Annotated in this window: 23 protein-coding genes; 14 read left to right on the top strand and 9 right to left on the bottom strand. The window is 39.1% G+C overall.

Annotated elements, in window-relative coordinates; translation table 11 throughout:
• The 6 genes from P8P68_RS08235 (at position 1) to P8P68_RS08210 (ending at position 6690) form a co-directional block, all read left to right on the top strand.
• A complete protein-coding gene (locus tag P8P68_RS08235; protein WP_278275859.1) occupies positions 1–2178 on the top strand; it encodes a YtxH domain-containing protein in 2178 nt (725 codons plus the stop codon).
• Positions 2175–3176: a bifunctional lysozyme/C40 family peptidase gene (locus P8P68_RS08230; protein WP_000769868.1), complete on the top strand. Its 1002-nt coding sequence runs from the start codon at positions 2175–2177 to the stop codon at positions 3174–3176. Before P8P68_RS08235 ends, P8P68_RS08230 begins: the two co-directional genes overlap by 4 nt.
• Positions 3173–4108 carry a conjugal transfer protein gene (locus P8P68_RS08225; RefSeq protein WP_001224320.1) on the top strand — a complete coding sequence of 312 codons (936 nt, stop codon included), beginning with the start codon at positions 3173–3175 and terminating at the stop codon, positions 4106–4108. Before P8P68_RS08230 ends, P8P68_RS08225 begins: the two co-directional genes overlap by 4 nt.
• A gap of 244 nt (positions 4109–4352) precedes the next feature.
• Entirely contained in the window at positions 4353–4469 is a 117-nt protein-coding gene (locus P8P68_RS08220; protein ID WP_001791010.1) for a tetracycline resistance determinant leader peptide, read from the top strand.
• A gap of 15 nt (positions 4470–4484) precedes the next feature.
• Positions 4485–6404, top strand: a complete 1920-nt coding sequence (gene tet(M), locus P8P68_RS08215) for a tetracycline resistance ribosomal protection protein Tet(M) (protein WP_000691736.1) — start codon at positions 4485–4487, stop codon at positions 6402–6404.
• A gap of 118 nt (positions 6405–6522) precedes the next feature.
• Positions 6523–6690: a cysteine-rich KTR domain-containing protein gene (locus tag P8P68_RS08210; RefSeq protein WP_000336323.1), complete on the top strand. Its 168-nt coding sequence runs from the start codon at positions 6523–6525 to the stop codon at positions 6688–6690.
• A gap of 59 nt (positions 6691–6749) precedes the next feature.
• Here P8P68_RS08210 and P8P68_RS08205 read toward each other — a convergent pair whose 3' ends face one another.
• Positions 6750–7103 (bottom strand): helix-turn-helix transcriptional regulator, encoded by a 354-nt coding sequence (locus tag P8P68_RS08205; RefSeq protein ID WP_001227347.1) that lies wholly within the window; start codon positions 7101–7103, stop codon positions 6750–6752.
• Positions 7104–7607: 504 nt separating this feature from the next.
• Between P8P68_RS08205 and P8P68_RS08200 the strand changes: the two genes are divergently transcribed.
• Positions 7608–8030, top strand: a complete 423-nt coding sequence (locus P8P68_RS08200; RefSeq protein ID WP_000804885.1) for a sigma-70 family RNA polymerase sigma factor — start codon at positions 7608–7610, stop codon at positions 8028–8030.
• Positions 8027–8257 carry a helix-turn-helix domain-containing protein gene (locus P8P68_RS08195; RefSeq protein ID WP_000857133.1) on the top strand — a complete coding sequence of 77 codons (231 nt, stop codon included), beginning with the start codon at positions 8027–8029 and terminating at the stop codon, positions 8255–8257. Before P8P68_RS08200 ends, P8P68_RS08195 begins: the two co-directional genes overlap by 4 nt.
• A 225-nt stretch (positions 8258–8482) precedes the next feature.
• Here the strand turns inward: P8P68_RS08195 and P8P68_RS08190 are convergent, their stop codons facing one another.
• Positions 8483–8734, bottom strand: a complete 252-nt coding sequence (locus P8P68_RS08190; RefSeq protein ID WP_001845478.1) for a hypothetical protein — start codon at positions 8732–8734, stop codon at positions 8483–8485.
• Between P8P68_RS08190 and P8P68_RS08185 the strand changes: the two genes are divergently transcribed.
• The 3 genes from P8P68_RS08185 (at position 8718) to P8P68_RS08175 (ending at position 11368) form a co-directional block, all read left to right on the top strand.
• Entirely contained in the window at positions 8718–8921 is a 204-nt protein-coding gene (locus tag P8P68_RS08185) for an excisionase (protein ID WP_000814511.1), read from the top strand. The genes P8P68_RS08190 and P8P68_RS08185 overlap by 17 nt on opposite strands.
• A gap of 81 nt (positions 8922–9002) precedes the next feature.
• The gene (locus P8P68_RS08180; RefSeq protein WP_001291561.1) at positions 9003–10220 is read left to right on the top strand and encodes a tyrosine-type recombinase/integrase; all 1218 of its coding nucleotides are present in this window, start codon (positions 9003–9005) and stop codon (positions 10218–10220) included.
• A gap of 269 nt (positions 10221–10489) precedes the next feature.
• Positions 10490–11368: an AraC family transcriptional regulator gene (locus P8P68_RS08175; RefSeq protein WP_070569312.1), complete on the top strand. Its 879-nt coding sequence runs from the start codon at positions 10490–10492 to the stop codon at positions 11366–11368.
• A 596-nt stretch (positions 11369–11964) separates the two neighbouring features.
• Here P8P68_RS08175 and P8P68_RS08170 read toward each other — a convergent pair.
• The 3 genes from P8P68_RS08170 to leuS form a co-directional block, all read right to left on the bottom strand.
• Positions 11965–12381: a GNAT family N-acetyltransferase gene (locus P8P68_RS08170; protein ID WP_278275858.1), complete on the bottom strand. Its 417-nt coding sequence runs from the start codon at positions 12379–12381 to the stop codon at positions 11965–11967.
• An 11-nt stretch (positions 12382–12392) separates the two neighbouring features.
• Positions 12393–13088, bottom strand: a complete 696-nt coding sequence (locus tag P8P68_RS08165) for a GNAT family protein (RefSeq protein WP_084945075.1) — start codon at positions 13086–13088, stop codon at positions 12393–12395.
• Between the two features lie 194 nt (positions 13089–13282).
• Entirely contained in the window at positions 13283–15784 is a 2502-nt protein-coding gene (gene leuS, locus P8P68_RS08160) for a leucine--tRNA ligase (RefSeq protein ID WP_000011730.1), read from the bottom strand.
• A gap of 318 nt (positions 15785–16102) precedes the next feature.
• Between leuS and P8P68_RS08155 the strand changes: the two genes are divergently transcribed.
• The 3 genes from P8P68_RS08155 to P8P68_RS08145 are packed head-to-tail and all read left to right on the top strand — an operon-like array spanning position 16103 to position 19895.
• Complete coding sequence (locus P8P68_RS08155; protein WP_000753272.1) at positions 16103–17143, top strand: ABC transporter substrate-binding protein; 1041 nt, start codon at positions 16103–16105, stop codon at positions 17141–17143.
• A gap of 12 nt (positions 17144–17155) precedes the next feature.
• On the top strand, positions 17156–18247 hold the full coding sequence (locus tag P8P68_RS08150) for an ATP-binding cassette domain-containing protein (RefSeq protein ID WP_001289677.1): 1092 nt from the start codon (positions 17156–17158) through the stop codon (positions 18245–18247).
• Positions 18237–19895, top strand: a complete 1659-nt coding sequence (locus P8P68_RS08145) for an iron ABC transporter permease (protein ID WP_000676642.1) — start codon at positions 18237–18239, stop codon at positions 19893–19895. Before P8P68_RS08150 ends, P8P68_RS08145 begins: the two co-directional genes overlap by 11 nt.
• 100 nt (positions 19896–19995) lie before the next feature.
• Here the strand turns inward: P8P68_RS08145 and P8P68_RS08140 are convergent, their stop codons facing one another.
• From P8P68_RS08140 to rplQ, 4 genes are all read right to left on the bottom strand, one after another.
• Positions 19996–20688: a histidine phosphatase family protein gene (locus P8P68_RS08140; RefSeq protein ID WP_000049290.1), complete on the bottom strand. Its 693-nt coding sequence runs from the start codon at positions 20686–20688 to the stop codon at positions 19996–19998.
• A 236-nt stretch (positions 20689–20924) separates the two neighbouring features.
• Positions 20925–22262: a PFL family protein gene (locus P8P68_RS08135; RefSeq protein ID WP_000354885.1), complete on the bottom strand. Its 1338-nt coding sequence runs from the start codon at positions 22260–22262 to the stop codon at positions 20925–20927.
• Positions 22263–22271: 9 nt separating this feature from the next.
• Positions 22272–22538: an ACT domain-containing protein gene (locus tag P8P68_RS08130; protein ID WP_000644133.1), complete on the bottom strand. Its 267-nt coding sequence runs from the start codon at positions 22536–22538 to the stop codon at positions 22272–22274.
• Positions 22539–22801: 263 nt separating this feature from the next.
• Positions 22802–23188: a 50S ribosomal protein L17 gene (gene rplQ, locus P8P68_RS08125; protein ID WP_000331493.1), complete on the bottom strand. Its 387-nt coding sequence runs from the start codon at positions 23186–23188 to the stop codon at positions 22802–22804.

Raw genomic sequence — 23188 nt, 5'->3', positions numbered from 1 at the left:
GTGAAACCATCAATAGTAAACAGAATAAAATCAAACTGGACGCTGAAACGTCTAGGTAAAGTGGCAATGACAGTGGCTTTCACACTTGTGATTGCCATTTTTCTTTTAGCCATGCTGGGAACGGTGGTTCAAGCTGCGGGCTTGGTAGATGATACGGTCAATGTGGCAAATGAATACAGCCGATACCCACTTGAAAACTATCAACTGGATTTTTATGTGGATAATAGCTGGGGCTGGCTTCCGTGGAACTGGTCGGACGGGATTGGAAAACAGGTCATGTATGGACTATATGCCATTACCAATTTTATTTGGACAATCAGTTTGTATGTTTCCAATGCGACAGGTTACTTAGTACAGGAAGCCTATTCCTTAGACTTCATTTCCGCTACAGCAGATTCCATTGGTAAGAATATGCAGACCTTAGCTGGTGTGAGTGCAAACGGATTTTCAACAGAGGGTTTCTATGTTGGATTCCTCTTACTCTTGATTTTGGTTCTTGGGGTTTATGTTGCCTATACGGGACTGATAAAGAGAGAAACCACAAAGGCAATTCATGCCATTATGAATTTTGTGCTGGTGTTTATCCTATCGGCTTCCTTTATTGCCTACGCTCCCGACTACATTAAAAAAATCAATGACTTTTCATCAGACATCAGTAATGCCAGTTTATCACTTGGCACGAAGATTGTCATGCCCCATTCCGATAGTCAAGGCAAGGACAGCGTGGACTTAATCAGAGATAGCCTGTTTTCCATACAGGTTCAGCAACCGTGGCTACTGCTTCAATACAACAGTTCAGACATTGAAAGTATCGGTATTGACCGTGTGGAAAGCCTGCTCTCCACCAGCCCAGATTCCAACAATGGCGAAGACAGAGAAAAAATTGTTGCGGAAGAAATTGAAGACAGAAGCAATACCAATCTAACCTTTACAAAGACCATTAACCGTTTAGGTACAGTCTTCTTCCTATTTGTCTTCAATATTGGGATTTCCATATTTGTATTCCTATTAACAGGAATCATGATTTTCTCGCAGGTACTTTTTATCATCTATGCTATGTTTCTGCCTGTGAGCTTTATTTTAAGCATGATTCCATCATTTGATGGTATGTCAAAACGAGCCATAACAAAGCTCTTTAATACCATTTTGACACGAGCTGGAATCACATTGATTATTACGACAGCATTTAGTATTTCAACCATGCTCTATACCTTATCGGCTGGTTATCCGTTCTTTTTGATTGCTTTTCTACAGATTGTGACCTTTGCAGGAATCTACTTCAAGCTGGGCGATTTAATGAGTATGTTTTCTCTACAGAGTAACGATTCTCAAAGTGTGGGAAGTCGTGTGATGAGAAAACCTCGTATGCTTATGCACGCTCACATGCACCGTCTACAGCGGAAACTTGGACGTTCCATGACTACTCTAGGGGCTGGGTCTGCCATTGTTACAGGTAAAAAAGGACAGTCGGGTTCGGGGAGTTCTGCAAGGACACAAGCAGATCACTCCCGACCAGACGGAAAGGAAAAATCAACACTTGGAAAACGTATCGGTCAAACCATCGGTACAGTAGCTGATACCAAAGACAGAATGGTAGACACTGCTAGTGGTTTGAAAGAACAGGTTAAAGATTTGCCGACCAATGCAAGATATGCAGTATATCAAGGAAAATCCAAAGTAAAAGAGAATGTCCGTGATTTAACCAGTAGTATTTCTCAAACCAAAGCGGACAGAGCCAGTGGACGCAAGGAACAGCAGGAACAAAGGCGAAAAACCATTGCGAAGCGTCGCTCTGAAATGGAACAGGTCAAACAGAAAAAACAGCCTGCTTCTTCTGTTCATGAAAGACCGACTACAAGACAAGAACAATATCATGATGAACAGACCTCAAAACAGTCTAATATTCAGACTTCATATAAGGAATCTCAACAAGCCAAACAAGAGCGTCCAGCAGTTAAGTCCGATTTTTCAAGTCCAAAAGTGGAACGCCAAGGCAATACCGTTCAAGAAAAAACCGTTCAAAAGCCAGCAACTTCAACCACTACAGCAGATAGAACTTCACAACGTCCAATCACAAAAGAACGTCCGTCTACTGTTCAAAGAGTACCACTACAAAATACAAGAAGTAGACCACCAATCAAAACCGCCACCATTAAGAAAGTCGGTAAGAAACCATGAAGTTGAAAACTTTAGTGATTGGTGGTTCTGGATTATTCTTGATGGTCTTCTCACTGCTTCTGTTTGTTGCCATTTTATTTTCAGATGAACAGGACAGCGGAATTTCCAATATTCATTATGGAGGTGTGAATGTTTCCGCAGAAGTGCTGGCTCATAAGCCTATGGTAGAAAAATATGCCAAAGAATATGGCGTTGAAGAATATGTCAACATACTTCTTGCGATTATACAGGTGGAATCGGGCGGTACTGCGGAAGATGTTATGCAGTCCTCGGAATCCCTCGGTCTTCCACCTAATTCATTGAGTACAGAAGAATCCATTAAGCAAGGTGTGAAGTATTTCAGTGAATTATTAGCCAGTAGCGAAAGGCTCAGTGTAGATTTAGAATCGGTTATCCAGTCCTACAATTATGGTGGTGGTTTCTTAGGGTATGTGGCTAATCGTGGAAATAAATATACCTTTGAACTGGCTCAAAGTTTCTCAAAAGAGTATTCAGGTGGCGAAAAAGTGTCTTACCCCAATCCCATAGCCATACCTATCAATGGGGGCTGGCGATACAACTATGGCAATATGTTTTATGTGCAACTGGTAACGCAGTATCTTGTCACAACAGAGTTTGATGATGATACGGTACAAGCCATCATGGACGAAGCACTGAAATATGAGGGCTGGCGATACGTTTACGGTGGAGCTTCCCCGACTACTTCTTTTGATTGTAGCGGACTGACACAATGGACGTATGGAAAAGCTGGAATTAACTTACCACGAACCGCACAACAGCAATATGATGTGACCCAGCATATCCCACTATCGGAAGCACAAGCTGGCGATTTGGTTTTCTTTCATTCTACCTATAACGCTGGCTCTTATATTACTCATGTTGGGATATACCTTGGCAATAACCGTATGTTTCATGCAGGCGACCCAATCGGTTATGCCGACTTAACAAGCCCCTACTGGCAACAGCATTTAGTGGGAGCAGGACGAATCAAACAATGAGAAAGGAAGATTTAATGATGAAATTTAGAAAAAATCAGAATAAAGAAAAACAGATACCAAAGGAAAAGAAACCTCGTGTCTACTATAAGGTCAATCCTCATAAAAAGGTTGTGATTGCCTTGTGGGTACTTTTAGGGCTTAGTTTCAGCTTTGCGATATTCAAGCACTTTACAGCTATAGATACTCATACTATTCACGAAACAACTATCATAGAAAAGGAATACGTTGATACTCATCATGTAGAAAATTTTGTAGAGAACTTTGCGAAAGTCTACTATTCATGGGAGCAATCCGATAAGTCCATTGATAATCGAATGGAAAGTCTAAAAGGCTATCTGACAGATGAACTTCAAGCTCTCAATGTTGATACAGTACGCAAAGATATTCCTGTATCGTCTTCTGTAAGAGGATTTCAGATATGGACGGTAGAGCCAACTGGCGACAATGAGTTTAATGTAACCTACAGTGTAGACCAGCTCATTACAGAGGGAGAAAATACAAAGACCGTCCACTCTGCTTATATAGTGAGTGTCTATGTAGATGGTTCTGGAAATATGGTACTGGTTAAGAATCCGACCATTACCAACATACCTAAGAAATCAAGTTATAAACCAAAAGCCATTGAAAGTGAGGGGACGGTTGATTCCATTACAACCAATGAAATCAATGAGTTTTTAACGACGTTCTTCAAGCTCTATCCTACAGCGACAGCCAGTGAACTTTCCTACTATGTGAATGACGGGATATTAAAACCAATCGGAAAAGAGTACATCTTTCAAGAACTGGTAAATCCTATTCACAATCGTAAGGATAATCAAGTCACGGTATCGCTGACAGTGGAGTATATCGACCAGCAGACCAAAGCAACGCAGGTATCTCAATTTGATTTGGTACTTGAAAAGAACGGGAGTAATTGGAAGATTATAGAATAACAAATATTGGTACATTATTACAGCTATTTTGTAATCACGTACTCTCTTTGATAAAAAATTGGAGATTCCTTTACAAATATGCTCTTATGTGCTATTATTTAAGTATCTATTTAAAAGGAGTTAATAAATATGCGGCAAGGTATTCTTAAATAAACTGTCAATTTGATAGTGGGAACAAATAATTGGATGTCCTTTTTTAGGAGGGCTTAGTTTTTTGTACCCAGTTTAAGAATACCTTTATCATGTGATTCTAAAGTATCCAGAGAATATCTGTATGCTTTGTATACCTATGGTTATGCATAAAAATCCCAGTGATAAAAGTATTTATCACTGGGATTTTTATGCCCTTTTGGGTTTTTGAATGGAGGAAAATCACATGAAAATTATTAATATTGGAGTTTTAGCTCATGTTGATGCAGGAAAAACTACCTTAACAGAAAGCTTATTATATAACAGTGGAGCGATTACAGAATTAGGAAGCGTGGACAAAGGTACAACGAGGACGGATAATACGCTTTTAGAACGTCAGAGAGGAATTACAATTCAGACAGGAATAACCTCTTTTCAGTGGGAAAATACGAAGGTGAACATCATAGACACGCCAGGACATATGGATTTCTTAGCAGAAGTATATCGTTCATTATCAGTTTTAGATGGGGCAATTCTACTGATTTCTGCAAAAGATGGCGTACAAGCACAAACTCGTATATTATTTCATGCACTTAGGAAAATGGGGATTCCCACAATCTTTTTTATCAATAAGATTGACCAAAATGGAATTGATTTATCAACGGTTTATCAGGATATTAAAGAGAAACTTTCTGCCGAAATTGTAATCAAACAGAAGGTAGAACTGTATCCTAATATGTGTGTGACGAACTTTACCGAATCTGAACAATGGGATACGGTAATAGAGGGAAACGATGACCTTTTAGAGAAATATATGTCCGGTAAATCATTAGAAGCATTGGAACTCGAACAAGAGGAAAGCATAAGATTTCAGAATTGTTCTCTGTTCCCTCTTTATCATGGAAGTGCAAAAAGTAATATAGGGATTGATAACCTTATAGAAGTTATTACTAATAAATTTTATTCATCAACACATCGAGGTCCGTCTGAACTTTGCGGAAATGTTTTCAAAATTGAATATACAAAAAAAAGACAACGTCTTGCATATATACGCCTTTATAGTGGAGTACTACATTTACGAGATTCGGTTAGAGTATCAGAAAAAGAAAAAATAAAAGTTACAGAAATGTATACTTCAATAAATGGTGAATTATGTAAGATTGATAGAGCTTATTCTGGAGAAATTGTTATTTTGCAAAATGAGTTTTTGAAGTTAAATAGTGTTCTTGGAGATACAAAACTATTGCCACAGAGAAAAAAGATTGAAAATCCGCACCCTCTACTACAAACAACTGTTGAACCGAGTAAACCTGAACAGAGAGAAATGTTGCTTGATGCCCTTTTGGAAATCTCAGATAGTGATCCGCTTCTACGATATTACGTGGATTCTACGACACATGAAATTATACTTTCTTTCTTAGGGAAAGTACAAATGGAAGTGATTAGTGCACTGTTGCAAGAAAAGTATCATGTGGAGATAGAACTAAAAGAGCCTACAGTCATTTATATGGAGAGACCGTTAAAAAATGCAGAATATACCATTCACATCGAAGTGCCGCCAAATCCTTTCTGGGCTTCCATTGGTTTATCTGTATCACCGCTTCCGTTGGGAAGTGGAATGCAGTATGAGAGCTCGGTTTCTCTTGGATACTTAAATCAATCATTTCAAAATGCAGTTATGGAAGGGATACGCTATGGTTGCGAACAAGGATTATATGGTTGGAATGTGACGGACTGTAAAATCTGTTTTAAGTATGGCTTATACTATAGCCCTGTTAGTACCCCAGCAGATTTTCGGATGCTTGCTCCTATTGTATTGGAACAAGTCTTAAAAAAAGCTGGAACAGAATTGTTAGAGCCATATCTTAGTTTTAAAATTTATGCGCCACAGGAATATCTTTCACGAGCATACAACGATGCTCCTAAATATTGTGCGAACATCGTAGACACTCAATTGAAAAATAATGAGGTCATTCTTAGTGGAGAAATCCCTGCTCGGTGTATTCAAGAATATCGTAGTGATTTAACTTTCTTTACAAATGGACGTAGTGTTTGTTTAACAGAGTTAAAAGGGTACCATGTTACTACCGGTGAACCTGTTTGCCAGCCCCGTCGTCCAAATAGTCGGATAGATAAAGTACGATATATGTTCAATAAAATAACTTAGTGTATTTTATGTTGTTATATAAATATGGTTTCTTGTTAAATAAGATGAAATATTTTTTAATAAAGATTTGAATTAAAGTGTAAAGGAGGAGATAGTTATTATAAACTACAAGTGGATATTGTGTCCTGTATGTGGAAATAAAACACGATTAAAGATAAGGGAAGATACTGAATTAAAAAAATTCCCCCTCTATTGTCCGAAATGCAGACAAGAAAATTTAATTGAAATAAAGCAGTTCAAAGTAACTGTGATTACAGAGCCAGACGCAAAGACGCAGAGCCGATAAAATGAGATTAATACAATCTCATTTTATCGGCTCTTTCCGTTATGTATGGATTCTTTTAATTAGTCTTCGATGTTTCTTGCTTCGTTGATACCGCTGGCTAAAGATTCCATTAAGGATAGTTCTTTGTCTGTAAAGCTATCCATGTATTTCTCTATCTGTAATCGTCGGGTGCTTTTTACCAAGTTATTAGCAGGTAAGAAAAATTCATCAACGGAAACATGAAGTAACGATACAAGGTCATAAAGAACTTGTATGCTGGGGTGTTGCCCTTTATTTTCAATATTAGTTAAGTACCGTGGGTCAATTTCAATCAATGCTCCCACTTGTTCACGAGTTAAACCTCGTTTCAATCGAGCTTCTTTAATGGCTAAACCAAAGGCTCTAAAATCATATTTATCTTCTTTTTTACGCATAGTAGACCACCTCTATACATTTTATTGTTCCTACTGAATTAAAAACAGGTATAGAAAAACGTGTTATATGGTTTATAGGTTTATATTTAATAAAAAGCACTACTAAACGCCAATAAAAAAAACCGTTATATGGTAGTGCTATTTACGCTGTTAAAATATTGTATATTACTTCCAAATGGCGGTTTGTTGGAGGTCAACGTCGCCATGAAGTACATCATATACAATAAATTTCCTTACATTGGGTTCTTGTCAAAAAAAGTCGTCTATCTGCAATAGATAAGTACGTCCACCAATGTGGTTTTATAAATCATATAGATAGAATAACAGAAGCATGTAAACAGAGAAATAAATCTGTTTATATGCTTTTTTGGCTATTCAGAACTTTTTTACAAAGTTTATTTATCAGTAATGCAACAAATCCCCCTTTCACATTGGGACTAAGAGTGAAAGGAGATAAACGAGCAAGGCTCACTTCCTTTCCTAGACAGAAAGGGGGTGAGAAACATGAAACCATCTTCTTTTCAGACCACAATAGAAAATCAGTTTGACTATATCTGTAAACGTGCTATGGAAGACGAGCGAAAGAATTATATGCTTTATCTTTCAAGGATTGCAAAGCGTGAGGTGTCCTTTTCGGATGTTGGCGATTATCTTGTTAGCCAGTTTGCGACAACAGATAACTATTCAACTGACTTTCAGATTTTTACACTCAATGGGTTATCAGTAGGCGTTGAAAATGATTTGTTGAGTGAAGCATTACGTGAGTTGCCAGACAAGAAACGTGAAATTCTACTGCTGTTTTACTTTATGGACATGAGCGATTCAGAAATTGCAGACCTGTTGAAATTGAACCGTTCTACTGTCTATCGGCATAGAACCAGTGGACTAGCCTTAATTAAAAAGTTTATGGAGGAATTTGAAGAATGAAAACACAATATCCTATGATTCCCTTTCCTCTCATTGTAAAGGCAACAGATGGCGATACCGAAGCGATTAACCAGATTCTACATCATTACAGAGGGTACATAACGAAGCGTTCCCTACGACTTATGAAAGATGAATATGGCAATCAAAGTATGGTCGTTGATGAAGTCTTACGTGGAAGAATGGAAACCAGACTGATTACAAAGATTTTGTCATTTGAAATTAAGTAATATCCTCTCTCCTTTCGTGGAAGCGTGCTAAACCATTCCACGCTTCCCGAACAGGGAGGTTTGTTATTCCACCAAAGCATATTGAGCTTTCAATGTGTTTTGATAGGCTAACGAGCCATTGTTCTTTGAAAACTGAATAAAAGTAATCGAATACGTTTCGATAAGAAAAGAGCCAACGGAACTAACCGCCATGACCTATCTTATAAAGATAGCGAGCGATTCATGTTAGTGATCCGAGAAGCAATCTTTAGCAGGATTGCCTGCAACGACATTCTTATCGTGATAATGATACTCCCATACAGTCAATAGTCCGAGCGTGATAAAACCGTCGCAGGCAATGAGTATGGCTACATGAGAACCATGCAGGGGTGGAACTCCCGTGAGCTTTGCTAAAGCTGTTCGATTGCTGGTAAAACAACTTTTATGAAATCCAAATAAGTGATTTGGAAAGGAGGATTTTATGAAGCAGACTGACATTCCTATTTGGGAACGTTATACCCTAACCATTGAAGAAGCGTCAAAATATTTTCGTATTGGCGAAAACAAGCTACGACGCTTGGCAGAGGAAAATAAAAATGCAAATTGGCTGATTATGAATGGCAATCGTATTCAGATTAAACGAAAACAATTTGAAAAAATTATAGATACATTGGACGCAATCTAGCGTCGCCAAAGGGTCTTGTATATGATAAAATAGTATTAAGTCGTATCAAGGCTCTTTCCATAAAGGAAAGGAGCAAATGCCATGTCAGAAAAAAGACGTGACAATAAAGGTCGAATCTTAAAGACTGGAGAGAGCCAACGAAAAGACGGAAGATACTTATACAAATATATAGATTCATTTGGAGAACCGCAATTTGTTTACTCGTGGAAACTTGTGGCTACAGACCGAGTACCAGCAGGAAAGCGTGATTGTATCTCACTTAGAGAGAAAATCGCAGAGTTACAGAAAGACATTCATGATGGTATTGATGTTGTAGGAAAGAAAATGACACTCTGCCAGCTTTACGCAAAACAGAACGCTCAAAGACCAAAGGTTAGAAAAAACACTGAAACTGGACGCAAATATCTTATGGATATTTTGAAGAAAGACAAGTTAGGTGTAAGAAGTATTGACAGTATTAAGCCATCAGACGCTAAAGAATGGGCTATTAGAATGAGTGAAAATGGTTATGCTTATCAAACCATCAATAACTACAAACGTTCTTTAAAGGCTTCATTCTATATTGCTATACAAGATGATTGTGTTCGGAAGAATCCATTTGACTTTCAACTGAAAGCAGTTCTTGATGATGATACTGTCCCTAAGACCGTACTAACAGAAGAACAGGAAGAAAAACTGTTAGCCTTTGCAAAAGCTGATAAAACCTACAGCAAAAATTATGATGAAATTCTGATACTCTTAAAAACAGGTCTTCGTATTTCAGAGTTTGGTGGTTTGACACTTCCAGATTTAGATTTTGAGAATCGTCTTGTCAATATAGACCATCAGCTATTGAGAGATACTGAAATTGGGTACTACATTGAAACACCAAAGACCAAAAGTGGCGAACGTCAAGTTCCTATGGTTGAAGAAGCCTATCAAGCATTTAAGCGAGTGTTAGCGAATCGAAAGAATGATAAGCGTGTTGAGATTGATGGATATAGTGATTTCCTCTTTCTTAATAGAAAGAACTATCCAAAAGTGGCAAGTGATTACAACGGCATGATGAAAGGTCTTGTTAAGAAATACAATAAGTATAACGAGGATAAATTGCCACACATCACTCCACATAGTTTGCGACATACATTCTGTACCAACTATGCAAATGCAGGAATGAATCCAAAGGCATTACAGTACATTATGGGACATGCTAATATAGCCATGACGCTGAACTATTACGCACATGCAACATTCGATTCTGCAATGGCAGAAATGAAACGCTTGAATAAAGAGAAGCAACAGGAGCGTCTTGTTGCTTAGTAGTACAAATGAATTTACTACTTATTTACCACTTCTGACAGCTAAGACATGAGGAAATATGCAAAGAAACGTGAAGTATCTTCCTACAGTAAAAATACTCGAAAGCACATAGAATAAGGCTTTACGAGCATTTAAGAAAATATAAAAAGATAATTAGAAATTTATACTTTGTTTATATGAAAAAGAAAGCTTAAAACTCGAAAACTTCCTAGATAAGGAAGTTTTTTTGGTATAATAAAAGTAGTAATAGAATATTGGGAGGATTTACCATGGCAGACCGTTCACGTTTCTTACGAGATAACCCATCTGACTTCCCATATGATTTTGAAAAACAAATCTTATCCAAAACATCTCCTGACACAATCTATCATTGTCATCCTGAGCTAGAGATTATTTATGTTACAAAGGGTTCTGCCATCGTTCATATCAACTCAGAACGCTTTGAAAGTCGTGAAGGAGATATTTTTCTTATCCAACCGACCTCTCTCCATGCTATCTATTCTCACAAAGATCAAGAACTATTTTCTACTAGCTTTCGAATTCATCTAGATTATCTTGGGAGAAGTCAGATTGACAGCTTTAGCCAACGCTATATCCAACCCCTCCACTCTGGTCACTTTTGCCTAACTCCTCAAATATCACCAGGAGATAAGGCCTATGATCAAATTCAATCCTGCCTTCTTTCACTCTTTTCTATCCTTGAAGAAAAAGGCATATACTACGACCTACTCATAAAATCTAAACTATACGAATTGCTTCATCTTCTCTTTAAGTATAGATACGTCAATCGACACTATACAGATGATACCTACCAAAAATACCAAAAACTAAAAGAAGTGATTTGCTACCTTGAACAGCACTACTCAGAAGCCATTCATATTGAGCAACTGGCTGCAACATTTGGATATAGTAAAAATCACTTTATGAGTATTTTCAAGCAACATACTGGAGCCAGTTGTATGGACTACCTGCTCCAGTTACGTCTTGAGAAATCCTGTGAGAAACTCGTCCAAACCAACCTCAGTATTCAAGAAATTGCAAGCCAGGTCGGTTTCACCAACCTTTCAAACTTCAACCGTCAATTTAAGCAGCACTATTACCTAACACCTAGACAGTATCGAAACCAACAACTAAAAAAGAAAACATAATTCTTTCTCCTTAGTCTTTTCTAAGGAGTTTTTTCAAACAAAAAAGCCACCTGATTGGGTGGCCTCTTTAGGGAGATTATTATGAAAAAGAAAAGTTTAGGATTTCATTAAATAAAGGGTACTCAATGAAAATCGAAATCAGACTAGGCAGATAGACGCAAGTATAACTATAGTTAGCTAAGTCGACTCTAACGAAGTATGGTGAGATTTTCGAAGAGTATTAGGAGGTCTTTATTTAATGGTTATATAATACAAGATGAATCTTAAAGCTAACTTAACTTTTTCTCTGATTTATCATTTTTTTAAAAAATTCTTTTCAAATGGAATTTTCCTCTCCAAGCCACAAAAAAGCCACCTGATTGGGTGACTTCTTTAGGAGATTATGATGAAAAAGAAAAGTTTGGGATTTCATTAAATAAAGGGTACTCAATGAAAATCGAAATCAGACTAGGCAGATAGGCGCAAGCATAACTATAGTTAGCTAAGTCGACTCTAACGAAGGTTGATGAGATTTTCGAAGAGTATTAGGAGGTCTTTATCTAATAACTATATAATACACGAGGAGACTTAAACTTTACTTAAGAAAAATAATTTTTTTATCTTTTTCGATCCACCCAAATCATTCCTGTACAATCATAAGTAGATAAGGTTTCAAATCCCAGAGATCGATAGAATCCCAAGTTTTTTTCTGTCTGTTCGGTCACTAGTTGGACTTGATAGGTATCTTTGAAGTCACCTAAAGCCTCTTTCATCAAGTTGCTACCAATCCCTTGGCGCTGATAGCTAGGCAAAACGATCAAATCCTGGACAAAAATTGATGAAAAACCATCTCCGACCAAACGGACCAAGCCCACCACGGCATCACCATCAAGTGCCAGATAAATCGCTAAGGAGTGAGACAAGGCCTTCTCCAGCATCTGAGGTTGATGGGTATAATTTGTCCATCCAACTGCCTGATAGAGATGCAAAACATCCTCTAACTTGACAATTTCTTGCTTTTTAATAGTGATCATGTCAACACCTCTTAAAGTTCTCTCAAGCTCTTGTACTGTCGTCCATTTTTATCAAAATTTTCAGGAGCCAACCATGTTTCTAAACGATCTTTGACTTGAGGCCAGTCCTTATCAATCATAGACAGCCAATCCGTATCACGTGTACGTCCCTTATAAACAACTGCCTGGCGGAAGGTTCCTTCATAAACAAAGCCCAAACGCTCCGCAGCTCGTCTTGATGGCAGATTTAGAGCATCGCATTTCCACTCATAGCGACGATAGTTAAGCTCCTCAAAAACATAGCGAGCTAGGAGATATTGAGCCTCTGTCCCTATACGTGTTCCCCTTAATTCTGGAGAAAAAGTGACGGCACCCACTTCTATTACTCGGTTATTCTGGTCAATACGCATGAGAGAAAAAGTCCCCAAAGCCTTACCAGTTGCCTTGTCTATAATCGCATAGTAAAAACGGTCCTTACGAGCCAACATCTGATTTAAGACGGTAACCAGTTCCTCCATATCTGCCACCGGCTCCTGAAAGAGGTAGGTCCACATCTCCCGAGGAGTATCTGGACCATAAACAGCTAATAAATCCTCCGCATGCTTTTCCACCGAAAGAGCCTCTATCCGAGCGTAGCGCCCTTCTAAGAAATCAATGGAAGGCAATTCTCCTGGAGTATAACCTTCCATTGACTCACCAATCATCTGACCATATTCGTTTACTGGCATCGTTTTCTCCTTGATTCACTTTTCAAACTTTATAATTGCACATAGTATATCATACTTTCATGAAAAAATTCAAAAAATCCTTCAGATTCTACTCTGAAGGATTCATTTCTTATTTAATAACGATATTAACAAGTTTGGTTGGCTTCAATAGTCCAGTGTACTATTGAAGGTGGCAGATAGAGCTAATAAACTCGTTATTTCACAACAATATTAACCAATTTATTTGGTACACTAATCACCTTCACGATTTCCTTGCCGTCAATGTCCGCTTTGACTTTTTCGTCAGCCAGAGCAATTTCTTGCAATTCTTCGCGTGACAGGTCTTTAGCGACCATGAGTTTGGCACGGACTTTTCCTTTGATTTGGATGACGATTTCGATTTCGTCTTCAACCAATTTACTTTCGTCCCAAGTTGGCCAAGCCACGTAAGAGATGGATTCACCTGTTGCTGTAACTGTTTGCCAAAGTTCTTCTGCCAAGTGAGGTGCAAATGGGGCAATCAATTGGATAAAGCCTTTGGCGTAGTCCACATAGAGTTTGTCTTCCTTGTTAGCAGCGTTGACAAAGACCATGAGTTGGGCAATAGCTGTGTTGAATTTCATGGATTCGATTTGCTCAGTTACAGCTTTAACGGTTTCATTGTAAACCTTGTCAAGAGCACCATTGTTTTCCGCAACAATTTCTTTACTTGTGATCAAACGGTAAACACGGTCAAGGAATTTACGGCTTCCTTCCAGACCTTCTTCTGACCAAGCGATGGAAGCATCGAGTGGCCCCATGAACATTTCATAAACACGAAGGGTATCGGCACCATATTGTTCCACCACATCGTCTGGGTTAACAACGTTCTTGAGCGATTTAGACATCTTAGCAGGTGCTTGCTCCAGTTCTTCTCCTGTTTCCACATGGAAGAAAGAACCGTCACGTTTTTCAACCTTGTCAGTCGCTACAAGAGCTCCACGGTGGTCACGGTAGCTTGTTCCCAAAATCATCCCTTGGTTAAAGAGTTTTTGGAATGGTTCTTTAGTTGGAACAACACCGAGGTCATAGAGGAATTTGTGCCAGAAACGAGCGTAAAGCAAGTGAAGAACGGCATGCTCCGCACCACCTACGTAGATATCTACTGGCAACCATTGTTTGAGGAGGTCCTCATCAGCCAATTTCTCAGTATTGTGTGGATCGATATAGCGGAGGTAGTACCAACTTGAACCAGCCCATTGTGGCATGGTGTTGGTTTCACGACGACCTTTAACACCATCTTCACGCGTCACTTCAAGCCAGTCGGTCAAGTTAGCCAATGGGCTTTCCCCAGTACCTGAAGGGCGGATATCCTTGGTGACTGGCAAGACAAGTGGCAATTCACTTTCAGGAACAGCTGTTGAAGTCCCATCTTCCCAATGAATGATTGGGATTGGCTCACCCCAGTAACGTTGACGGCTAAAGAGCCAGTCGCGGAGACGGTAGGTAACCTTCTCTTGACCGCAACCTTTCTCTTCCAACCAAGCCACAATCTTAGCAATAGCGTCTTCTTTGTTCAGTCCATCAAGGAAGTCTGAATTGACATGAAGACCATCTTCTGTGTAGGCAGCGTCTGCTACATTTCCACCTTCAAGCACTTCTACGATTGGAAGGTCAAATTGTTTGGCAAATTCCCAGTCACGTTGGTCGTGGGCAGGAACAGCCATTACCGCACCTGTACCATAGCTAGCAAGAACATAGTCGGCAATCCAGATTGGGATTTCTTTGCCATTGACAGGGTTGATGGCATAAGCGCCCGTCCAAACCCCTGTTTTTTCCTTGGCAAGATCGGTACGAGCCAAGTCAGACTTGAGACTAGTTTGGTGTTTGTAGTCCGCAACTGCATCAGCTTGTTCTGGACTTGTAATCGCATCAACCAAGTCATGCTCAGGAGCCAAGACAGTGAAGGTCGCACCGAAAAGAGTATCAGGACGAGTGGTAAAGACGGTGAATTCCTTGTCAATCCCTTTCACTTTAAAGGTGACATTGGCACCAGTTGATTTCCCAATCCAGTTGCGTTGCATGTCCTTGATAGACTCTGGCCAATCCAACTCATCCAAGTCATTAAGCAAGCGCTCTGCATAGGCCGTGATTTTAAGCATCCATTGACGCATCGGTTTGCGGACAACAGGATAGCCACCACGCTCAGAAGTTCCGTCAGGAAGGACTTCTTCGTTGGCGATAGCTGTTCCCAATTCTTCTACCCAGTTTACTGGTACTTCGGCTTCATAGGCCAAGCCTTTTTCGTAAAGCTTGGTGAAGATCCACTGAGTCCATTTGTAGTAGTTTGGATCTGTTGTGTTGACTTCACGGTCCCAGTCGTAAGAGAATCCAAGCGCATTGATTTGACGTTTGAAGTTGGCAATGTTTTCTGCTGTAAATTCTGCTGGGTCATTCCCCGTATCCATAGCGTATTGCTCAGCTGGCAAACCAAAGGCATCCCAACCCATTGGGTGAAGGACATTGTAACCTTGGGCACGTTTGTAACGGCTAAGGATATCAGTCGCTGTGTAGCCTTCTGGGTGTCCTACGTGCAATCCAGCTCCTGAAGGATATGGGAACATGTCGAGAGCATAAAACTTCGGTTTTGATGCATCTGTTCCTGTCTTAAATGTATGATGTTCTGCCCAGTAGCCCTGCCACTTAGGCTCAATTTCTTTATGATTGTAAAAACTCATGGTCTCTCTCCAATTTTGTGATGTTACTATTATACCATTTTTGGGGGAATTTGAAAGACGAGAAATGTTCTTTTAGACTTGGATAACAAGAAATACTGAGTCGCAAATCCAACTTATTTAACAGGAAAAAAATTAGCTCCTAATCGGAGCTAACTTCTATTGATTATTTGTCTCTTGTAGCTACTTCCCCTAACTTCTTTAACTCATATTTCTCGTTTTAGATTTCTTTAAGGTTTTTATTATATGATGTAGAACTCTGTAATTGAAAACATTAGGTAAACAAACAGAGAATAATGTTCGTAAAAAAGGAGAAAAATTATGAAAAAAACACTATCACTTCTCTATTTCAGCTGGATATTTCTACTTTTGTCAGGATGTTCTTCAACAACAGAAGCTGAAACTAGCATTGAAAATGATACGGATAAGACTTTAGTTGTTTATTCGCCTAACCCTGAAGATCTTATTGAAGAAACAATCCCAGCTTTCGAAGAAAAATATGGTATCAAGGTTGATTTAGTCCAAGCTAGTACTGGTGAATTATTCAAGAAAGCTGAGGCTGAGAAAGAAGCTCCTGTAGCCGATGTCATTTTCGGAGGTTCCTACGCACTCTTCTCTTCTAACGAAAAGCTCTTTGAGCCGTATACTTCCCAAGAAAACGACCACATTATCCCTGAATATCAAAATAAAACCGGATTCTACACCCCTTATACACTTGACGTCAGTGTCATCATTGCCAATTCAGCTCTTACAAAAGACATTAAAATTGAAGGCTACAATGATTTACTCAATCCCAAATTAAAAGGAAAAATCGCTACTGCTGATCCAAGTAATTCTTCTAGTGCCTTTGCTCAATTAACAAACATGCTTGTGGATCAAGGGGGCTATGAAAATGAGCAAGCTTGGACATATGTGAAAAATCTATTTAGCTTAGTAGATGGGAAAATTGCTTCTAGTTCTTCAAATGTCTACAAATCAGTCGCTGACGGAGAAATGGCTGTCGGACTCACCTATGAAGATCCTGCATTGAAACTCTTAAACGATGGCGTTGATGTAAAAGTCATTTATCCAAAAGAAGGAACCGTCTTTTTGCCTGGTAACGCAGCTATTATCAAAAATGCCAAACACATGGAAAACGCTAAAAAATTTATCGATTTCCTTCTTTCTCAAGACATTCAGGATAAACTAGGAACTGAAACAACCATTAGACCCATTCGAAAAAATGCTAAAATCAATAAAAATATGAAAGCAATGACAGAAATCAATATCGCTACTGAAGATTCAGATTATGTCATCCAAAATAAATCAGCTATTCTTAAAAAGTACAATGATATTTTCACTAATATTCAATCGAAACAGTAAAAGAGGTTCACTATGAGTGAGATCAAAATTATTAACGCAAAAAAAATCTACCACGACATTCCTGTCATTGAGAATTTAAACGTTACGATTCCAAAAGGAAGTCTTTTCACCATTCTTGGACCTTCAGGTTGTGGAAAAACGACCCTTCTTCGAATGATTGCAGGCTTCAACAGTATTGAAGGCGGAGAATTTTACTTCGATGATACTAAAATAAATAATATAGAACCCAGCAAACGCAACATCGGCATGGTTTTCCAAAACTACGCTATTTTCCCACATTTGACTGTCCGAGATAATGTTGCTTTTGGTCTTAAACAAAAAAAGGTTCCAAAAGATGAATTAGTTCAACAAACTAATAAATATCTGGAACTAATGCAAATTAATCAATACGCAGATCGAAAGCCCGATAAACTCAGTGGTGGACAACAACAACGTGTCGCCTTAGCACGTGCATTAGCTGTTAATCCAAGTGTTCTCCTCATGGACGAGCCACTTAGTAACCTGGATGCGAAACTTCGCTTAGATATGCGCCAAGTTATTCGAGAAATTCAACACGAAGTGGGAATTACAACTGTATATGTGACCCACGATCAAGAAGAAGCGATGGCTATTTCAGACCAGATTGCCGTTATGAAAGATGGGATCATCCAACAAGTCGGACGACCAAAAGAACTCTATCATAAACCAGCTAATGAGTTTGTGGCAACCTTTATTGGACGCACAAATCTCATCCCAGCCAAACTACAAAAAAAGAGCGACAGTGCTTATATCGTCTTCTCAGATGGCTATGCCCTCCCTATGCCAGCTCTTGATCAAGCTAAGGAACAAGCTGTTCTTGTGAGTATCCGTCCCGAAGAGTTTATCAAAGATGAATCTGGAGATATTGAAGGAATCATTTCCGATAGTGTTTATCTTGGACTCACCACTGAATATTTTGTAGAGACTGCATTTTCTTCAAAAATACAGGTCAGCGAAGAATCAACTTTTGAAGAAGATCTTCAAAAAGGGGATCGAATTCGTCTACGAATCAATACTCAAAAGTTAAATGTCTTTTCTGCAGATGGTTCCCAAAATCTTATTACAGGAGTTGGCTATGAAAGGTAAAAAACTAAATATTTGGACAGCCTCCTCATTCTTCATCTTTCTTACCTATCTTATTTTTCTTGTTTATCCAATTATTATTGTACTCAAGCAAGCACTCATACATGAAGGTCAATTCTCACTCGCTAATTTTGAAGATTTCTTTAGTAAATCCTATTACTCTGAGACACTAGTAAACAGTTTTAACGTCTCCATTACTTCTACTGTAACTTCCCTAGTTTTAGGGACTTTATTAGCTTACCTCTTTTCTATATATGACTTCAAAGGAAAGAAATTTTTACAGATATTGATTATCATAGCATCCATGTCAGCTCCCTTTGTAGGTGCCTATTCTTGGATTCTACTTCTTGGTAGAAACGGAGTTATTACAAAATTTCTAACCAACACACTCCATTTGCCTGCTTTTGATATTTATGGCTTCAAAGGAATTGTACTTGTGTTTACACTTCAGCTATTCCCATTAGTTTTTCTATACGTGGCTGGAGCAATGAAAAGGATTGACCATTCCCTTCTTGAAGCCGCTGAAAGTATGGGGGTAATCGGATTCAAACGTATGGTAACAGTTGTTTTGCCTCTTTTAGTTCCAACTTTACTTGCTGCTACGCTACTTGTATTTATGAGAGCATTCTCCGACTTCGGAACTCCTATGTTAATTGGTGAAGGATATCGGACTTTCCCTGTTTTAATTTATAATCAATTCATTAGTGAGGTTGGCGGAAATTCTGCATTTGCATCTGCTTTAGCAATCATGGCGATTATCATTGCTTTAACAATCTTCCTCATCCAAAAATATATTTCAAATCGCTATAGTTTCAGCATGAATTCGCTCCATCCAATTGAGCCGAAAAAAACTACAAAAGGAAAAATGGCTGCTATTTATGCAACAGTCTACGGAATTATCTTGTTCTCTGTTCTACCTCAAGTCTACTTGATTTATACCTCTTTCCTAAAAACATCAGGTATGGTATTTGTCAAAGGCTATTCTCTAAATAGTTACAAAATTGCCTTCAATCGTATGGGATCTGCTATTTTTAATACGATTCGCATTCCTTTGATTGCTTTAATTCTTGTTGTTTTATTTGCAACGGTTATCTCCTACCTAGCTGTTAGAAAACGAAATTTGTTTACAAACTTAATTGATAGCCTTAGTATGGTACCTTATATTGTGCCAGGAACTGTTCTAGGTATTGCCTTCATTTCTTCATTCAATACTGGTCTTTTTGGAAGCGGATTTCTGATGATTACAGGAACAGCCTTTATATTGATTATCTCCTTATCTGTCCGAAGACTCCCTTATACAATCCGCTCATCTGTTGCTAGCTTGCAACAAATAACACCTAGCATTGAAGAAGCCGCTGAGAGTTTAGGAAGTAGCCGTCTCAATACTTTCAGTAAAATCACTGTTCCAATGATGTTACCCGGTATTATTTCTGGATCTATTCTATCATGGGTAACAATGATTTCAGAACTCTCTACTTCTATCCTGCTATATAATTCCAAAACAAAAACTATGACCGTAGCAATCTATACAGAGGTTCTCAGAGGAAATTATGGTGTAGCCGCAGCTTTATCCACGATTTTATCTATCCTAACAGTCGCTTCCTTACTATTATTCATGAAAATCTCTAAAAGCAATAACATTACACTCTAATTTTTCCCTATCAAAAACAGCCGAAAGGATGATCCTAGGCTGTTTTTCTAATCTCTTATCACAATACATGACCCGAAGTTCTGATGAACGTATTTACTGATTAAATAGAATTTTCTTCCATCTTCTCACGTCCCAGTTCCCGATAGCTACGGTCACCGACGATTTCAACAGTAAACTGACCGTTCTCGTATTCTAGAATGGTCACACTACCATTATCTAGACCATGCGGATGCATGCCATTAATGAGATAAACCATCGTACCAATGGTCATCCCGTGGCTAACAACCAAGGCATTGCCACCACCTTGTTCTTCCATTTCTTTGGCAATCGTTTCAAAACCTTCTCTAATTCGGCCACTAAGTTTTTCCCAACCTTCAGCCCAACCAGCAGTATCAACCTCTACCAAACCTTCAGCTAGCTCTGCATAGGATAACTGATGAACATGATCCACCTTGAAAACACGAGGAATGACCCCCATAAAGAGGTCTCCATCATAGGCCCCATCAAAACTACCAAAGCACCACTCACGGATTCGCTTATCCATGCGGTAAGGGATTTTCCCTTGTAAACCCAGTTCTTCTAGGATAATTCCCATGGTCTGAATGGTACGCCCTGAATCACTGGAATAAGCTCGGTCAAACTGCAAACCAGACTCTCTCAAGCCAATTCCCAACTCATGAATTCCCAACTCACCTTCTGCAGTTAGAGGCGTATCACTCCATCCTTGAGCACGTCCAATCGTGTTAAACATGGTTTTCCCATGACGGACTAAGTACAATCTTACTTTAGACATTTTCTATCCTCCATTTTCTTCTATTATATCATGGATCAAAGAAATATTTGGCTTTCAAAAGCAAAGCTCCTTCTCCTAATTTTGCCACAAGAAAAGCTACCCTCACGGTAGCTTCCCTAGGAGATTATTATGAAAAAGTTTAGGATTTCTATTAAATAAAGTTAGGAGGTCTTTATTTAATGATTATAGTATACACAGTCATCCTTAAACTCAACTTAAATCCTCTCACTTTTTTATTAATTTTTAAAACTATGGATTGGAGCTGGGATTTGGCCACCACGAGAGATGAAATCAACAGACGAAGCTCCGTTGACCTTCATAACTGGAGCTGTTCCTAGCAAACCACCAAACTCAATCATATCGCCTTCTTTGCCCTTTGGAATAATACGAACAGCCGTTGTTTTCATGTTAATCACACCAATGGCCGCCTCATCCGCAATCATAGCTGCAATGGTTTCAGCAGGCGTATCTTCTGGAATGGCAATCATATCCAGCCCAACAGAACAGATAGCCGTCATGGCTTCTAGTTTCTCTAAATTCAGAGAGCCATTTTGCACCGCAGCAATCATTCCCTCATCTTCAGAGACAGGGATAAAAGCCCCTGACAAGCCACCAACCTGGTTACAAGCCATGACTCCGCCCTTCTTAACTTGGTCATTCAAAAGAGCAAGGGCAGCCGTCGTCCCATGCGTACCAACTGTTTCTAGGCCCATTTCCTCAAGGACACGAGCCACAGAATCGCCAACTGCAGGAGTTGGTGCCAAGCTTAGGTCTACAATCCCAAAGTCAACTCCAAGTCTCTCACTAGCCATCTGACCAACTAATTGACCGATACGAGTAATCTTGAAGGCCGTTTTCTTGACTGTTTCCGCTACTACATCAAAGCTCTGTCCACGAACCTTTTCCAAGGCACGCTTGACCACACCAGGACCCGAAACCCCGACATTGATGATAACATCTGCTTCCCCAACACCATGGAAAGCCCCTGCCATAAAAGGATTGTCCTCAACAGCATTAGCAAATACGACCAACTTGGCCGCACCCATATCTGATAAGTTCGCTGTTTCCTTGATGATACGTCCCATATCTGCAACTGCAGTCATGTTGATGCCTGACTTAGTTGAGCCAATGTTAACAGACGAACAAACCTTGTCGGTCTCAGCTAGAGCGCGTGGGATAGAATTGACGAGAATCTCATCTCCTTTTTGGTAGCCTTTTTGTACCAAGGCAGAGAATCCACCAATAAAGTCAACACCAATCTCCTTGGCAGCCTTATCAAGAGCCTTTGCCAAAACAAGATAGTCTGTCGCATCAGTCGCAGCACCAATTAAAGAAATCGGAGTCACCGATACCCGTTTATTAACAATAGGAATCCCAAGTTCTGCAGCAATTTCATCTCCTACAGCCACTAGATTTGCAGCTTTAGTGGTAATTTTTTGGTAAATCTTTTCAGCAGCATGATTGATATCTGGATCAATACAGTCCAAAAGGGAAATCCCCATGGTGATGGTTCTGATATCGAAGTTCTGCTCCTCGATCATGGCAATGGTTTCTGTAACTTGTCTAATATCCATAGCCACCTCCTAGATATTATACATAGCGTCAAAAATCGCCGCACTTTGAATATTGATTTTGACATTCAAGGTCTGACCGAAAGTTTCAAACTCATTTCGTAGATAAGTGAAATCCTGTTTTTCGTCACTAGAAACGACCGCCATCATAGTAAAGTATTCATCTAACACCGTCTGAGAAATATCGTCAATATTCAAACCCAACTCTGCAATCTTAGTAGACACGCCAGCAACAATCCCAGACTTGTCCTTACCAACCACTGTAATAATAGCCTTCATCCTTATACCCCATTTCTATGATTTTTAGAAAACCTGAACGTTTTTGATTTTCTTTTTTCCTAGTATAGCATATTTCCATAGAAAATACTAAAAAACGCCTGCTTACGAAATTGTTCTTAAGAAAAAAACAATTTCGTAAACAAGCGTCTACCCTATCAAATGATGATGAGTGTTCCCGCTAGGACCGAAGTCCCAGCGGTAGACCAGAGCTAGACTAAGAGCACAAGACTCCATCATCATAACACTCAACAAAATTGATGATTTTATACTAATTCGATGATCGCCATTGGCGCAGCATCACCACGACGTGGTTCAGTTTTAAGGATACGAGTGTATCCACCGTTACGTTCAGCATAACGAGGTGCGATTTCTGAGAACAATTTTTGAAGTGCTGTAGTAGAAGTGTACTTATCAGTTGCTTCATCATAGTTTTCAGATGCGATTTCATTACGTACGAAAGCAGCTGCTTGACGACGTGCATGCAAATCACCACGTTTACCTAGAGTAATCATTTTTTCAACAGTTTTACGGATTTCTTTAGCACGAGCTTCAGTTGTCACGATTGATTCGTTGATCAAAAGGTCAGTTGTCAAATCGCGAAGCATTGCTTTACGTTGTGAGCTAGTGCGTCCTAGTTTACGGTAAGCCAT

The sequence above is a fragment of the Streptococcus sp. D7B5 genome, assembly GCF_029691405.1.
GTDB lineage: Bacteria > Bacillota > Bacilli > Lactobacillales > Streptococcaceae > Streptococcus.
This window is presented reverse-complemented; position numbering and strand designations above follow the sequence as displayed.

Bases quoted from the DNA above. Each gene is read 5' to 3' on its own strand.
- P8P68_RS08145 (WP_000676642.1), top strand. From the start codon at position 18,237: ATGAAAGGTAAAAAACTAAATATTTGGACAGCCTCCTCATTCTTCATC.
- P8P68_RS08165 (WP_084945075.1), bottom strand. From the start codon at position 13,088: ATGCCAGTAAACGAATATGGTCAGATGATTGGTGAGTCAATGGAAGGT.
- P8P68_RS08185 (WP_000814511.1), top strand. From the start codon at position 8,718: ATGAAGCAGACTGACATTCCTATTTGGGAACGTTATACCCTAACCATT.
- P8P68_RS08200 (WP_000804885.1), top strand. From the start codon at position 7,608: ATGAAACCATCTTCTTTTCAGACCACAATAGAAAATCAGTTTGACTAT.
- P8P68_RS08130 (WP_000644133.1), bottom strand. From the start codon at position 22,538: ATGAAGGCTATTATTACAGTGGTTGGTAAGGACAAGTCTGGGATTGTT.
- P8P68_RS08230 (WP_000769868.1), top strand. From the start codon at position 2,175: ATGAAGTTGAAAACTTTAGTGATTGGTGGTTCTGGATTATTCTTGATG.
- P8P68_RS08225 (WP_001224320.1), top strand. From the start codon at position 3,173: ATGAGAAAGGAAGATTTAATGATGAAATTTAGAAAAAATCAGAATAAA.
- rplQ (WP_000331493.1), bottom strand. From the start codon at position 23,188: ATGGCTTACCGTAAACTAGGACGCACTAGCTCACAACGTAAAGCAATG.
- P8P68_RS08135 (WP_000354885.1), bottom strand. From the start codon at position 22,262: ATGGATATTAGACAAGTTACAGAAACCATTGCCATGATCGAGGAGCAG.
- leuS (WP_000011730.1), bottom strand. From the start codon at position 15,784: ATGAGTTTTTACAATCATAAAGAAATTGAGCCTAAGTGGCAGGGCTAC.
- P8P68_RS08170 (WP_278275858.1), bottom strand. From the start codon at position 12,381: ATGATCACTATTAAAAAGCAAGAAATTGTCAAGTTAGAGGATGTTTTG.
- P8P68_RS08195 (WP_000857133.1), top strand. From the start codon at position 8,027: ATGAAAACACAATATCCTATGATTCCCTTTCCTCTCATTGTAAAGGCA.
- P8P68_RS08155 (WP_000753272.1), top strand. From the start codon at position 16,103: ATGAAAAAAACACTATCACTTCTCTATTTCAGCTGGATATTTCTACTT.
- P8P68_RS08140 (WP_000049290.1), bottom strand. From the start codon at position 20,688: ATGTCTAAAGTAAGATTGTACTTAGTCCGTCATGGGAAAACCATGTTT.
- P8P68_RS08180 (WP_001291561.1), top strand. From the start codon at position 9,003: ATGTCAGAAAAAAGACGTGACAATAAAGGTCGAATCTTAAAGACTGGA.
- P8P68_RS08205 (WP_001227347.1), bottom strand. From the start codon at position 7,103: ATGCGTAAAAAAGAAGATAAATATGATTTTAGAGCCTTTGGTTTAGCC.
- P8P68_RS08175 (WP_070569312.1), top strand. From the start codon at position 10,490: ATGGCAGACCGTTCACGTTTCTTACGAGATAACCCATCTGACTTCCCA.
- P8P68_RS08190 (WP_001845478.1), bottom strand. From the start codon at position 8,734: ATGTCAGTCTGCTTCATAAAATCCTCCTTTCCAAATCACTTATTTGGA.
- P8P68_RS08150 (WP_001289677.1), top strand. From the start codon at position 17,156: ATGAGTGAGATCAAAATTATTAACGCAAAAAAAATCTACCACGACATT.